Below are 13,314 nucleotides of genomic sequence, written 5' to 3'. Positions count from 1 at the left end.
ATTTCGCACAACTAAACTGCTCCGTTCGTATTATAAGGTTAGCCAGAATGCTAAATATTTCTGGTTGACCATTTTTTATTTGGTCTAATTATATCAGTACCCAGGGTAGAACGTAACTGCCCGTGGGGCTTCGACCCCGTCAGCTAAACGGTTCGCCCCCTACTTGTAGAAACATGATTGAGGCTGGTTGGGACTTAGATCTCGTATAACAAGCGAAGCTGTGACACTGCATGGAGGAATTAAGGGGTACTGGCAAATTACTAGTTTAGGAGGAGGAATTAGAAATGAATCCAGTCATAGGTCTGGATGTTTCAAAAGGGGAAAGTCAAGTTCAGGCATTTTTAGATAAAGGCAAACCATATCGTAAGAGTTTTAAAGTTTCTCATACTATTGAAGGTCTTGATTTACTTGTAGAGTTTCTGGAGGTCGTAAAGAGAGAAACAGGTAAGAAACCACCTATCGTCCTAGAAGCAACAGGACATTATCATTCGTCTGTTGTTCAATACTTGGAGGACCGTGGATTTTTATTGATCATCATTAATCCACGCGTTGGTATCAAGGAAATTCAACAGCGGTTAGGACACAGCGATATAAATACAACTATGAACATTTACGCCCACATGACCAATAATATGGAAGAAAAGGCCTCCCAACAGTTTAGCAAACTGATGAAAGACCTTCTCCAATAGTTGGTTATTTCTTTTAACGATTTATGCGGACAAACCCGCGGACAACCTTTTAAACAAGAGCGATAAAGCCTTGATATAACTGGGTTTTTAAGCCCTAATTACATCATGCCGCCCATGCCGCCCATTGCGCCCATGTCAGGCATTCCAGCAGCACCAGCAGGTTCTGGCTTGTCAGCAACAACTGCTTCAGTTGTTAAGAACATTGCCGCTACAGATGCAGAAAACCTTTATATAATCATGTATTACTTATAGTCAATTAGCACTAACCACTTCTCGTGAAAAATCTTCACTTTTCATTATAAAGTAGTGATTGTAATATGTAAACCATTGTGGAAACAGAGGGTTTTCAACCCTCGCCCACATCAATTTTAAACCCCTTGCAGAATTGCACAACTACCATGCAATTCAATCTTAAGTCATTGAATTTCCGAAAAAATCTCCTATAACAAAAAGGACACTCTTAACGAGTGCCTACAATAATAATTTGAGTATTCAACAGATTATTTGACATAATCGGCTTTAGGACCTAGTAACTCATTTAGTTTTATTTTGCTACTCCTACATGCCGAAAACAGTGCCGATTCAACAATAAACAGTCTATCCTTATTTCTATCAAAATAGAATAATGGTATGAAATTAACATTTTGGCTTCCTTCTGCTTCTACAGTTTCCTCACGCAGATGTAATTGGATTAATTCTTGTTTTATATTACTGGGTTGGAACTGTTCCTCATCATACTCCTCAATCTTCTTTACTATATCTAGTAGCACGATACCCCCAATCAATTCATCAATTGTTTTAACACTCATGATATCTAATATTGCTTTAATAATATAATACCTTAATCCTTTTCCCCCTGATTTTCTTGAGCTTGCAAGCTTATGAACCCTATCTATTGCAGGATAAACAACTTCATCGAAGCTTTTATCAATGGCTTTTTTCGCTTTCTCAATATCATTAAGGTATAACTCATCAGGTTGTGTAGAATATACCCCACACAATTTACAATAATTTTTTAACAACGATTTGAAAATACCAACATTACGCCCTGAGTTTTCAATAAACAGTTCTTTAACCACTTCATCCGTTTTTACTTTTAATGCTTTGTCACCTTCATTAACAATTTCCTTTAATTCACCAACATTCCAGTCCCCGATATCTATCGATTCAACCCTATTTGATAAATCACTTACTAATGAAGTTAACTTTGTAGTTTCTTTCCAAACACCAACAATGATTACTCGTATCTCATGATAGAGAAACTCCCTTAAAGAACTAGCAAACGTTTTTTGTACGGCAGAGTCTAAATAATGAAAGTTTTCTATTACAATGAATCTTTCTCCAATAGTATCTTTAATTGCAGAAATAACTTCGGTTTGATTAGTCAAATCAATGTTTTCATAGGTTACTTGTCTATTTTCTAAGTCCTTATCTTTGTATTCACCTTTTCCTTCAAGTCCCACTTTAGCAACTAGAGGAATGCTAGCATTTCCCTTTGCACTTGCACCCATTGCCAATTCTACTTCGTTACCTGAACTTTCTTGTACTTCTCCGACAACAACTTTAAGTTCATGAAGAATAGCTTTAAATAATCCTTCGCGGGTAAACTTTGAATCGCATCCTACCCGAATAAAATTTGGGGAAAATCTTTCAATTAGCCATGTTTTCCCTTGTCTTGAAGCCCCATAAACAACAATATGTTGCTCTTCATGTTGAACTGTGTATTTAAATGATTGATGAGCATCTCTTTCTATGTATGTAGGGCAATCCTCTGGGGGTATTTCCCCCATACCATAAACTTCTTCTAATCCATATTCTACAGTTCTCTTAAACTTAAAAACCATAATAGTCCCCCTATTCCATTATTTAACTCTCCACTTACCATTACATAAAGTTACCTAAGCTACCTAATTATACCATATAGGATAAAAATAGCGGGAATTATCTATCATTTCTCCATATTTTCTTTGATGAATAATAAGGAAATTGGATTAAGTAGCATAAAAAAGGATAGTCCAATTGACTACCATTTACTTTGTTGACTATCATGAACCGTTATTCCTAGAGAAAAAGAGATAAATAACCCTTCTACCTTTACAAAAAAGGCGTCGTTGTATCATAAAAAATTCATGGTGTGTGAGTTAGCCTACTATACCCCAATCGTAAAAATGTGGGGTATAAAAGTGTTGGAAATACCCCCCATTCCTTATGCAAAGAAAAAGAGACTCCTTTGTTCGGTAGTCTCTTTAACTTGCTTCATATTCCTTTACCTTGCGATAGAATGTAGCCTTGGTCATATTTGATTTCTTCATTGCTTACCCTGTACCTTTTTGGTTATATGGAAAGTTAATCATATAATGCAATCTTAATCTTCATGTTAGGCTCTATCACCTCAGTTTTATAAGCCGCTTTTAGTCCTTTTAGAGTTTCTTCAACATAAAAAGCAATTTCATCAACATAAATTTCATCGGTTCTTTCAATAATTACCTCACCTTGCTCTTGTAATGTGATTAGAGCCTTTCCAATTTCAGCTAAGATTCCTTGCATAGTTTATCATCCTTTCCTTGTCTTTTATTACCTAAATATACCATAATGAATCTGGCACGTTACATATTCGAAAGCACCTTTCTTTATTTCTTCTTCTGTTGTAAAATCCATTTCTTCACAGTAAAGCTTAAAATCATTGAAGTACTTACATTTATCTTCGCTTGTTAACATAACATCTCGTTTTACGATTTCATTGATAAATGCTTTTTTCATTCTATTCACCTTTCTCTATATGCTTTGCTTCTAGTTCATTCTTTCTGTTAATCAGTGTTCGCTTCTTTATGCCAGTCATTGCTTCAACTTCTTTGTATGTATGAGTCTTAAGCAATTCTAATGCGTGTAGAACTTGTTGCTTGGAATGTTTTCTTGGTCTACCTTCTCTGAAATCATCTCGTTGCTTAGCCAATGCCTTTCCTTCTTGAGTACGTTCTACAATCATGTCTCGTTCAAACTCTGCGAATGAACTTAGTATGTTGAAAATCAGTCTGCCTGTTGGCGTGTTTTCCACTAGTCCCATATTAAGGATGTGTACCTTTACCCCGCTTGCAAGTAGAGCCTTAACTGTTTGAATACCTTCAACTGCAGACCTCGCAAATCTATCTAGTTTTGTTACCACCAAAGTGTCCCCTTCTTGTAATGCCTCAAGCACCTTGTTAAACTCAGGTCTATCTGTTTTAGTACCAGTGAACTTCTCTTTATATATAACCTCGCAACCTTCCGCTTGTAATGCTTGAATTTGAACTTCTAAATCTTGTGCTACTGTCGAGACTCTTGCATATCCATATTTCATTGTTACTTCCTCACTTTTCATCAACCATTTATTGCACTATGTTATTGCACCACTTAAAACCTATTATAGCAAGGTCGTTAAAATAGTGCAATAACTTTCAAGTTTTTGCACCATTAAGGTAAGCCATTAGCAATGTACATGGATGGCATAAGATATATTGCCTTGGGAGCATAATCCATTTCGATTATCAGTCTCGAACAACATCAGCTATTACTATATGATTCATCTCTTTACCGCACTAAAACATACCAATTATCTGAGTCGTGTCGAAAATTCACCGAATGCTTGTTTGTAAATGAGAGTGGTTTCTGTAACAAATCAAGACACTAAGTAGTATTCACATTAGGCTTCCAGAATGCCCTCAGATTTAATCCTAAACACAACTTAATATCAGTTTGTGTAGGATGAGAAGAAGGCGGGAAAGAACCATTTAAAAAGCATTACAACAATTCTAAGCACTGTGTGGAAACCAACCAAAACCATCTGTGATCCGTAGAGCAAGGGAGTCATAACCCAAAATTAGACCAGTTGTAGAGGAAGCTTCATATTCGGCAACTCAAATCGATAAAGTTGTTCAAGCATTAAGTAACATGCCATTCTAATAAAGGACAAGTCTCCAAATAAATAGATTAAAAGCTTGAGGTAGTCAACGTCCTCAAGCTTTAGTATTAGCGATTTTCAACATATAGCCTTATAAATTCATCTGCAAATTTCCTTACAAAGTCTCGGTCAAGTGCAGTAGCTAAAGTTTCATTATTACCTCTAGCATTTTTACTCCAGTTATACGAGCCGTGCATGACATACTCAAAGTCGATGATACAAAATTTATCATGAAGTCTGTTCGATAAATACGACCCTTTCATCGGAACTTTTACAACTTCAAAACTTCCTTCTAATTTATCCCTCAAATAGCTATTTGACTCTTCATTAGAAGTGATGATTCGAATATTTACCCCTGCCCTTTTCCTTAACAACAACTCTTCAAATATCTCATTATCTGTAAACCAAGCTACAGCCACCCATATTGCATATTTAGCATTTCGAATACCTTGAACGATTGTTTCTTTAATTTCATCAAAAACTACATCGTGTTCAATTTCTTCGTTACTCTCTAGTTCCACAAGTTTTGGCTTAATATTTAAACCTCCGAAATCATATTCGGGTGTCTCTACATAGATCAGTGCTGCCAAGTTTTCAAATTCATTTTTTAAGCCTCTTGCTAGTCTTAGCATTGGTACAGGTACTCTTAAATCAATGTACTCCCAACTCTGCCAAGACTTTTTTGTGAACTGGTTTGTTTTTCGAAAGGTGATTATAGAATTCCTTAAGATACCAAGCAATTCATCTTTATTTTCGTAATCATCAGATTTTACGGTTTCTATCATTGTTTTCCAAAATTGTTGTTCGTTCATTTTATCCTCCTAAAAGTTATTACACGATTGTGGCTTACTTTCATAACTATCTCCTTTAGTTTTACGGAAATATAAGTATTAAGCCAATTGTTCTACCCGAAAGAGATTCTCCCGATGCCATTTGATGTATTTCAGTTGTTTTTCATTAAATGCTACTTTCATTGTGCTATTGATACTTAGTGAGAGTCTAGTAGGTTCACCCAAGCTGTTTGAGATTATTATTTCACCCTTTTCATTAAAGCTGATAAACCCCTTATCAAATACGGCATCATGATTAGGACAAAGCAGCAGTCCATTATTAATATCTAACCGCTCTTGATGACTAGATTGACTCCATGGCTTGATATGACTAGCGATTAAAAATCGTTCATCTGAGACTCCACATAGACTACATCTCTTTTCAACAGCCAATAGTGCCTTTTTAAAAGCGGATTGACCTATTCTAGACTTATAAATTTGCTCTTTTTCGGTTTCTGTTATCTCTTTGGTTACAGAATCAGTTAAAACGGAAGTTTCAATTTCGCCTAAAGCGGCATAAGTGTATCGATTCTCAATCTCTTTTAAAACACCTTTTTGTTCATATCTTTGTAAAGATTTAATAACTAAACTAAACTCCGTTCCTTGTTGTGATAACATACCTATAGCCTCGTTGATACTATAGTCTTTGAATATTCCTTTATGCTTGTCTTTTAACCCTATGAAATGAAGAATATTCATTGATTCGTGACCAGTCCGCTTATCCAATGGAATCCCTAATATATGCTCGTCGAGCCAACGGTGCGACATTGAATGAAAAAGGTATTCATAAACAATAGTGTCCTTTTCATCATCTCTGTAATTGTTATATTCCCTTGAACGTTTTGAAGGTTCTAACTTGGGTATGAACTTTGTTTTTTCCTGTTCGAGAACTAATACAGTTTTAGAAGGGAAGGGGCGGTTATACTGCTCTCTATCTGTTCCATTAGTAGGGTACAGTATCTGAAAACCTAAACTTTCCAATAAACTGTGCATATCAATCCTATTACCAGCAGTATCCTTTAATACTCCATCTTCATATAAATCTGCTAATTCTATTACATATTTAGGGGGATACAGCGTTCCATTGAATAATAAATCATATTTGATGGAACGTCTTCTTTCTGGTACACCATGAATATCAATATGATCAATTGCTTTTAAGACTCGCTCTTTTTTTTCATCATTAGGAATCGCCATTTGGTAATAAACTTCCTCCTCTTATGTTATTGCACAACTTCAATATAAAGATATTATATCATGGTTAATTATGGTAATGATTCAGTTATTTCTCGCTTTTTTATTAGCTGGTTTTGACTACTTAATACAAGATACATAAACATAAAATGGCAAGCCACAATCGTAGCTTACCTTTGTTGTTAAGAAAATCATCTTTTTTTATTTTAGCAGCAGAACGACAGGAAGAATTCTTAAGTCGTGCAAACAGTTTTAAGCTTTTGTAGAAAGGCTATAACTAATAAAGTAGTTTTACAAGGGAGGTTATCTGTGTTGGCTGATAAGTTTTCTGCAGAAGTACGAAGTAATATAATGCGGTCTATACGTTCAACAACTAAGCTTGAAGAAATTGTATGTAAAGAGTTATGGCAACGTGGACTAAGATATAGAAGAAACGTAAAGGATTTATTCGGCAAACCTGATATTGCTATCAAGAAGTATAAAGTTGTGATTTTCCTTGATTCGTGTTTTTGGCATAATTGTCCGATACATGGTCACCTTCCGAAAAGTAACGTTGAATACTGGAAGAAGAAGCTTTATAGAAACGCCAAACGTGATTATACAGTAAATAACCATTACTATGAAAAAGGTTGGCATGTTTTAAGAATCTGGGAACACCAAGTTAAAGAGGATTTTGAAAGAGTCATAAATGGTATTATTGACTTCGTTGAAAAAGCCAAAGCACAAAAATAAAGGACTTCCAATTTGGAAGCCCAACGTTTAGCTACTTATTCAAACTTTCTTTCCATTCCTGCATATCCGCTATGACCTCCATAAAATCTTTGTCAAACGGATATTTTTCTGCAAGCTTATCTGAATGTGTTACATCAATCTTTTCCCACTCTTCGCTTAACTTCTGGAAAGCCGTAATTGCTTCGTCTAACGATTTTTTATAATTATCCACCTTAATATATCTCCGATTAAGCGTATTGCTCAATACGTTCTGTGTGCTTTTGATCTTTATCTTTAGCATAGTATTGCTTTAAAAAGTCGTACATTGGTTTTGCTATTGCTTTTGCAAGAAGGCAAGGCACGGCATTTCCAATTTGTTTATGGATTGCACCAAGACTTCCCTTCCAGATATAATCAGGTGGAAAAGTTTGAATTAATGCACATTCTACTGCGGAGAGCCTGCGGTGTTCTGATGTTTCTGGAAGAATCCATTCATCTGGTCCGACTTTAATCATAGGTTCACCGCTTGGATGCAGTGGCGCATGTCTTCCGCTTGCTTGAATAGTGAAGCTTACTTCATCCCAACTCCGTTTACGGTTACGGCTTAAATAACGTGAGGAAAACGTACTATCATAAACTTCACCAACTTCACTAGGCTTCAAGTGTCCAATTGCGTCCCTCAATGTCATGTACGGTTTTAATTCCAACATGCCACTGCCATGTGTTGGGTTTGGCAACTCGTATTTATGACCAAGATCTTCACGGACACCAATTATCAATACACGTTCACGGTCTTGTGGAACACCATAGTCTTTAGCGTTTACGAGATGGTGTGTAACATTATAGCCCTCGTTTTTAAAATCTTGAATCATCGCTTCAATGATTTGACCGCCTGCCATAGTGAGCAAGCCTTTCACGTTTTCTGCGATGAAAAATTTCGGATTGGCTTGACGTAAGCAGCGTACAAATTCTCGATACAAGTAATTGCGCTCGTCTGTAATTAGTCTGTTACCAGCTAATGAAAATCCTTGGCACGGGTATCCACCAACAACCAAATCCGCCTTTGGAAAAGCTTTAACATTACGAACGTCACCACGTTCCACATACGTTTCTGGGTGATTGGCAACATACGTTTCACAAGCATCTTTGTCGATTTCATTTGCCCATATCACGTTAAATCCAGCCATTTTCAATCCAGTATCTAAACCGCCCGCTCCAGCAAATAGAGAGACAACCGAAAAAGGCACAGAATCATCAAAGGTCCGATTTATGTACTCACCGTACCCAATACTTAATAAGTGCATTATTGTTTCAGAAAGCGACCTGTTTTCTTTTTTGGAAAGGTCTTCAATTTTATTCATCAATTCCCTATGTTCTTTTTTAGACAAGGAAATTAACTGTGTAGTTTTCATCTATTTCTCCCCTTGTTCTGGTACATAAATTTTATATATAATGAATGTACCAGAAATATAGGGGCTTGTCTATAATTTTTGATTCTATGGCAACAAATTGTGCCGATAGACATAGAAATGAAATATTTCTCCACGTAAATTAATACGATCTATTTGAGTATCAAAATTCAAATGCGGGTACAATTCATGAACATTATCAAACTTAGAAATCAATGATATTCCAGTAACTGTCCTTAACGGACTTGGGAAAGAATACATTTTACGATGTCGACATACCCCATCCCCATAATCTCCAAAACCTGTTTCTTGCTCGTTGTGGTGGGCAAACGCTCTTTGGCGGTCATGATTGAAAAAATCACCGTCACAAATTGTGAAATCTTCAAGGTAGCCATAATTTCGTTCAGTAGTGTACCGTGCAATAGCGTAATAGCATTCACCTTCAATATCACCGTGGCGGAATCCACCACAAGGGATTGTTGAATTGAATTGGATTTGACCGTTAGCACGAAGCGATTTCAATTCCACACCTACACCGTTGATGATAAGGTCAGGGTGAGCGTTTGCGCCTAGTTTTTTAATAGTGTATTCGTCCAATCCATCTTCAAACCAATCGCTAAATAGTTCTGCATTGGATTTTAGGTAAATATTCGGTCTACGGTGTCGCACTAGTTTTTGGCATTTTTTATCAAAGACCTCAACCGCTATTTTTAGACCTTGCTGTTCACTTGGTGTCATTTGTTCTCCACTCCTCTCTACTAGGACATCAGAATCAATTATAACGCCATTTCGGCATAAATTGGGAACAAATCTATTGTTTTAGTAGGGAAAATGTCATTAACAAAACTTATAGAAAAGCACAATAGAGAGTATATTAAGAAAAATGCTAGACAAACCGTCCTTTGGTTTGCCAACTCCTGTGTGAGCCTGTTGAGTATCTGTGAAGGTGTTTAATAAAAGCAACATTTTATTTACACGATTCTTGAAACTGGGATATTTATCTAGAGTTATTTTCACCACTGCAACATATAATATGGAGAAGTAAAATCTAGTCTAGTCCATAAAGGTTTCCACCTTTATTTACCTTGACGTAGCCTTTGGCTACGGTTTTTTACATTTAATACTCTCCAGTACACGAAAAAAGGAGAGCCTCAATTGAGAAACTCTCCTTATTCTTCTGAAACTCCTTCTCCTCCACCCTTGAATTTTTTATATTCAGTTTTATAATGGTACTCTGCTTCAGAAACCGCCCATTTAGCAGTGTGTTCTTTATGAATCCATCTTGTGCAGTAGTTTTTTGAAGTTGTATTATTAATATCGAAGTATACAAAGTACAGTATTTCCTCTTCATACAATGCTTTAAGGTACTCAAAAACCGACTTTCGATTTATACCTGTATTTTTTGCTATTGAATCAATGGAAACGTACGAGATTGGATTGTTGCTTACAGTGTAGTATACATAACCTATCATATTTAGATACGTGGCGAAGATTTTAGGCTTATAAATGCTTTTCATTTCTACTATCTTTTGAATATCTTTGTAGAACACTTTTGCAAAATTATATTCTTCGTCCTTGCCAGTTGGTTTGATAAAGTAGTTGTTAGCGGGTTTTAAATCGTCTACAATACTTTCCATTGACAAATCTTTGTAAATCTCGATATGTCCCATCTCTTGCAATCTGAGTAAAGATTCTTTTGTTCTTGCCTTAGTTGCACTTTGCTCTATACTCATGCCAACAAATCTCATCATATGAATAACTCCAGTTAAAGCTGCTCCATGAAAGTTATTCGCCAATGATTTTATGATAGCTAAATGAAAAACATCTATTTCACCATTCTTTCCTAAATCCTTGGTTTCGAGTAGTGACTTGGAAATCTTTATAAACGATTCTTCCCTTTCAAACTTTTTGGTTGATTTGGTTTCAGTACTCACTATTTATCATTCTCCTGTTCTGACTATTATTTTTAAATTTCTCCCGCACCAATTCAATTAAGGACATTTTGTTAGTGACGTGCAAAAGGAGGCTTGCCGCCTTTTGTACGTTACATTTCATCTATTATATTATCTTCTATCTATTATTCTTCTATCTATTCCCCCACTGAAATCGCCCGATTAACTAGAAAATTACTAGCATTATCTATTGTTTGGTGGTACCTAATTTTTAGGTGTGGTTTTCACTTTGTTCACCCTGTTTTTAGGTGTAGTTTTATATACAGCCATTAAACCACACCTATATTTTAGGTGACTGTATTTTAGGCAGCTGGTTTCTTTTTCGGTTTAAGTATCCCTTTTGAAGGTACAGTTCTACAATATTTTGAAAGGTTACCTTCCTTGTTTGCCAAGGCTTCTTCAATTCTCTTGGTTGCAATTTGCCCACTATAATAATAAAAGAGATGTAATTTCATTTCATCATACGACCATTCTCGTTTGCTATCTTCAACAATTTTACCGATCTGTCTTTGGATTGCTCTAATCGATTCTCTGGGGTTGTGTTTTTCATTTAACCATGGGCAAGCTTTACCTATGACCCTAGTCTCTTCTTTTTTGATAAGTTCCTTATCCATTAAGACAAAGACCACTGATAGGTCTAGACCTAGTTCGATTCTTTGTAATAGTCCATCATCAATATGTTGTTTTGCATCTTTGCCTTTAAGATATCCATTGACAAATCTATTCCTAAAGTCCTTGGTTTCCCCGATGTACCATGTATGTTGCTTAGTGTGGAAAATGTATAGTCCACTTTCTCCTTTTAAACTTTCAATTATAGTTGGCACTTGTTCAAACTTTACCTCAATTTTCTTATACATATTGTTCTCCTACGTTTTAAGCCAGCACGGCTATTAATTTTGTTATAGCCGCTCCTTTTAAACAACGCAAAAAAGGAGTGAAGCTAGATGGCAACCTCCTCCTTTTGAAGACACACTTATCCTGTACAGTTTAGCCTTAAAGTTAGCCTAACCCTATGAGAACATCATAGATATACAGAATATAGTGTGCCTCCTAATGAGGCGGTAGCATCTAGTTCACTCCTTACATAGTTTATTTGTTTGATATTTTATTTGATTTTACTATTATAGTACGAGTCATATTGGATTTCAATAGATCTACCTAAATTACATTTATTTACCAAAAGGAAGGTAAAGAAGTAGGATAAAATCCTATCGAAATCTGCATTCGAATTACTGATGGTTTTAAAGTTTTTATAGTAAAAATGGTATGAAATACCTGCTTCGTATCGGAAATTTCACACTGTACCATGTGTAAAAGGTTGGTTAAACGTTAATAATTATTTAATAGTCACATAGTTATAGAAAGCCTATAATCATCTCTTACTTTATCATGCTCATTAAAGAGATACTTAATCAGTCTTTTCACAGCTACTTCACTTATTGATAGATGATTATCTTCAACAAGTTCCATATGATGCTCGCATATCTTCTCTATAGCAGATAGATGTTTTTCACTATGTAACAACGCTTTATGTCTTACCTCTAAGATTGTAACTTTCTCATCAAACGGTTTTTCCAATGCATACAATTCATCCAAGGTATTTGTAGTCTTAACTGAAGACTCATAGCGATGGACAGAAATTAAAAACGTTATAAAAGCACTAAAGTTCCCACCGTGCATCCTTTCAGTTTCTTCCAGTGCGTATTGATAAATATCTTCTCTTAAACTGATACTTTTCTTAATAGTGTCTTCCATAGCATCCGTCACCCTATCTTTGAAATTTATTGAAACTACTTTTCTTAAAACCAGTGTCCACTTTTCTATTTTCTTATAGTCTCTTTTTTATTTTCTTTACGTATGGTTTCGAGCTTTTTTTTCAACTCTTCATCTTCTGCCCATGTTCCATCAAGCATCTTTTTCACATCACTAAAAGGAAGTCCCAAAAATGGTTTTTTCTTGTTTTTCATTCTACTGCATCCCTTCCTAATGGGTTATATTTTCTTATAAATTTTTCTATAATTTTCTATTTAGAAATTCTTCTAGTTTGAGATCCGCCTTTTCATTATTACATTTCATGCAAGCACAAACACAATTATCCAAGGAGGTTTTGCCCCCTTTTGACCTAGGAATGATATGATCAATGGTATTGCCTCGCCCTCCACAATATTTACAGACATATCGATCTCTTTGTAGTACTATTTCTTTAATGTTGAATTGGTGGATAAGTGAACCATTTACAACACCAGCTAATCCACCTTTTACCATTTCCACTGCAGCCTCATAGGAGACTCCATAAAACCTAATTCTCTTTGACTTTGTTTTTACCCTTACCTTTACATTAGATTCTTCTGCCAACCTTTCAATATTAAAAATGTCTTTTGAGACATTTCTTTTAAAATATTTACACTCATGGCAATAAGACTTTCTTCTACTTTTATCACGTCCATTCGAGACAAATCTTGTATGATACTTTATCCTGCCGCAGATCGAGCAACTTTTATATAATTTACAGTACTCCCCTTTCAAATCCGTCCTCCTTCACTAGTTTGACCCTTTCTCATTACATGTTTTCAGATGTCTTTTGTTCTAAAC

15 protein-coding genes and 2 pseudogenes are annotated in these 13,314 nt (G+C 35.6%); 2 read left to right on the top strand and 15 right to left on the bottom strand.

What is annotated here, in order from left to right; genetic code table 11:
- Nucleotides 1–284: 284 nt before the first annotated feature.
- Nucleotides 285–551 (top strand): annotated as a pseudogene (locus tag ABES02_RS07540) (IS110 family transposase); the annotation flags it as partial.
- Between the two features lie 236 nt (nucleotides 552–787).
- Here ABES02_RS07540 and ABES02_RS07535 read toward each other — a convergent pair.
- The 7 genes and pseudogenes from ABES02_RS07535 to ABES02_RS07505 form a co-directional block, all read right to left on the bottom strand.
- Nucleotides 788–910, bottom strand: a pseudogene (locus tag ABES02_RS07535) (hypothetical protein); the annotation flags it as partial.
- Between the two features lie 279 nt (nucleotides 911–1,189).
- Nucleotides 1,190–2,533 carry a hypothetical protein gene (locus ABES02_RS07530; protein WP_430132711.1) on the bottom strand — a complete coding sequence of 448 codons (1,344 nt, stop codon included), beginning with the start codon at nucleotides 2,531–2,533 and terminating at the stop codon, nucleotides 1,190–1,192.
- Between the two features lie 502 nt (nucleotides 2,534–3,035).
- On the bottom strand, nucleotides 3,036–3,236 hold the full coding sequence (locus ABES02_RS07525) for a hypothetical protein (RefSeq protein WP_430132710.1): 201 nt from the start codon (nucleotides 3,234–3,236) through the stop codon (nucleotides 3,036–3,038).
- Nucleotides 3,237–3,263: 27 nt separating this feature from the next.
- On the bottom strand, nucleotides 3,264–3,449 hold the full coding sequence (locus ABES02_RS07520; RefSeq protein ID WP_430132708.1) for a hypothetical protein: 186 nt from the start codon (nucleotides 3,447–3,449) through the stop codon (nucleotides 3,264–3,266).
- A gap of 1 nt (nucleotide 3,450) precedes the next feature.
- Nucleotides 3,451–4,026: a recombinase family protein gene (locus ABES02_RS07515; RefSeq protein WP_430132706.1), complete on the bottom strand. Its 576-nt coding sequence runs from the start codon at nucleotides 4,024–4,026 to the stop codon at nucleotides 3,451–3,453.
- A 668-nt stretch (nucleotides 4,027–4,694) separates the two neighbouring features.
- Nucleotides 4,695–5,438, bottom strand: coding sequence for a phospholipase D-like domain-containing protein (locus ABES02_RS07510; RefSeq protein WP_430132705.1), 744 nt, complete (start codon nucleotides 5,436–5,438; stop codon nucleotides 4,695–4,697).
- A 78-nt stretch (nucleotides 5,439–5,516) separates the two neighbouring features.
- Nucleotides 5,517–6,653 (bottom strand): HNH endonuclease, encoded by a 1,137-nt coding sequence (locus tag ABES02_RS07505; RefSeq protein WP_430132704.1) that lies wholly within the window; start codon nucleotides 6,651–6,653, stop codon nucleotides 5,517–5,519.
- Between the two features lie 306 nt (nucleotides 6,654–6,959).
- Between ABES02_RS07505 and ABES02_RS07500 the strand changes: the two genes are divergently transcribed.
- On the top strand, nucleotides 6,960–7,382 hold the full coding sequence (locus ABES02_RS07500) for a very short patch repair endonuclease (protein WP_430132702.1): 423 nt from the start codon (nucleotides 6,960–6,962) through the stop codon (nucleotides 7,380–7,382).
- Between the two features lie 31 nt (nucleotides 7,383–7,413).
- On the opposite strand, the gene ABES02_RS07495 is transcribed toward ABES02_RS07500, so the two are convergent.
- The 8 genes from ABES02_RS07495 to ABES02_RS07460 all read right to left on the bottom strand — a co-directional run bounded on the left by ABES02_RS07495 (nucleotide 7,414) and on the right by ABES02_RS07460 (nucleotide 13,248).
- Nucleotides 7,414–7,593, bottom strand: a complete 180-nt coding sequence (locus ABES02_RS07495) for a hypothetical protein (protein WP_430132700.1) — start codon at nucleotides 7,591–7,593, stop codon at nucleotides 7,414–7,416.
- A gap of 16 nt (nucleotides 7,594–7,609) precedes the next feature.
- Nucleotides 7,610–8,773 (bottom strand): DNA cytosine methyltransferase, encoded by a 1,164-nt coding sequence (locus tag ABES02_RS07490; RefSeq protein WP_430132698.1) that lies wholly within the window; start codon nucleotides 8,771–8,773, stop codon nucleotides 7,610–7,612.
- A gap of 84 nt (nucleotides 8,774–8,857) precedes the next feature.
- Entirely contained in the window at nucleotides 8,858–9,508 is a 651-nt protein-coding gene (locus ABES02_RS07485) for a hypothetical protein (protein WP_430132696.1), read from the bottom strand.
- A gap of 431 nt (nucleotides 9,509–9,939) precedes the next feature.
- The gene (locus ABES02_RS07480; protein WP_430132694.1) at nucleotides 9,940–10,704 is read right to left on the bottom strand and encodes a hypothetical protein; all 765 of its coding nucleotides are present in this window, start codon (nucleotides 10,702–10,704) and stop codon (nucleotides 9,940–9,942) included.
- A gap of 320 nt (nucleotides 10,705–11,024) precedes the next feature.
- The gene (locus ABES02_RS07475) at nucleotides 11,025–11,579 is read right to left on the bottom strand and encodes a GIY-YIG nuclease family protein (RefSeq protein WP_430132692.1); all 555 of its coding nucleotides are present in this window, start codon (nucleotides 11,577–11,579) and stop codon (nucleotides 11,025–11,027) included.
- A 490-nt stretch (nucleotides 11,580–12,069) separates the two neighbouring features.
- Nucleotides 12,070–12,477: a hypothetical protein gene (locus ABES02_RS07470; RefSeq protein ID WP_430132690.1), complete on the bottom strand. Its 408-nt coding sequence runs from the start codon at nucleotides 12,475–12,477 to the stop codon at nucleotides 12,070–12,072.
- Between the two features lie 65 nt (nucleotides 12,478–12,542).
- On the bottom strand, nucleotides 12,543–12,689 hold the full coding sequence (locus ABES02_RS07465; RefSeq protein ID WP_430132688.1) for a hypothetical protein: 147 nt from the start codon (nucleotides 12,687–12,689) through the stop codon (nucleotides 12,543–12,545).
- A 46-nt stretch (nucleotides 12,690–12,735) separates the two neighbouring features.
- The gene (locus ABES02_RS07460) at nucleotides 12,736–13,248 is read right to left on the bottom strand and encodes an HNH endonuclease (RefSeq protein ID WP_430132687.1); all 513 of its coding nucleotides are present in this window, start codon (nucleotides 13,246–13,248) and stop codon (nucleotides 12,736–12,738) included.
- Between the last annotated feature and the right edge of the window lie 66 nt (nucleotides 13,249–13,314).

It is taken from the genome of Neobacillus pocheonensis (assembly GCF_050477905.1).
Taxonomy (GTDB): Bacteria; Bacillota; Bacilli; order Bacillales; family Cytobacillaceae; genus Neobacillus; species Neobacillus pocheonensis_A.
Note: the sequence above shows the minus strand (reverse complement) of the source record. Positions and strands in the feature narration are given on the sequence as shown.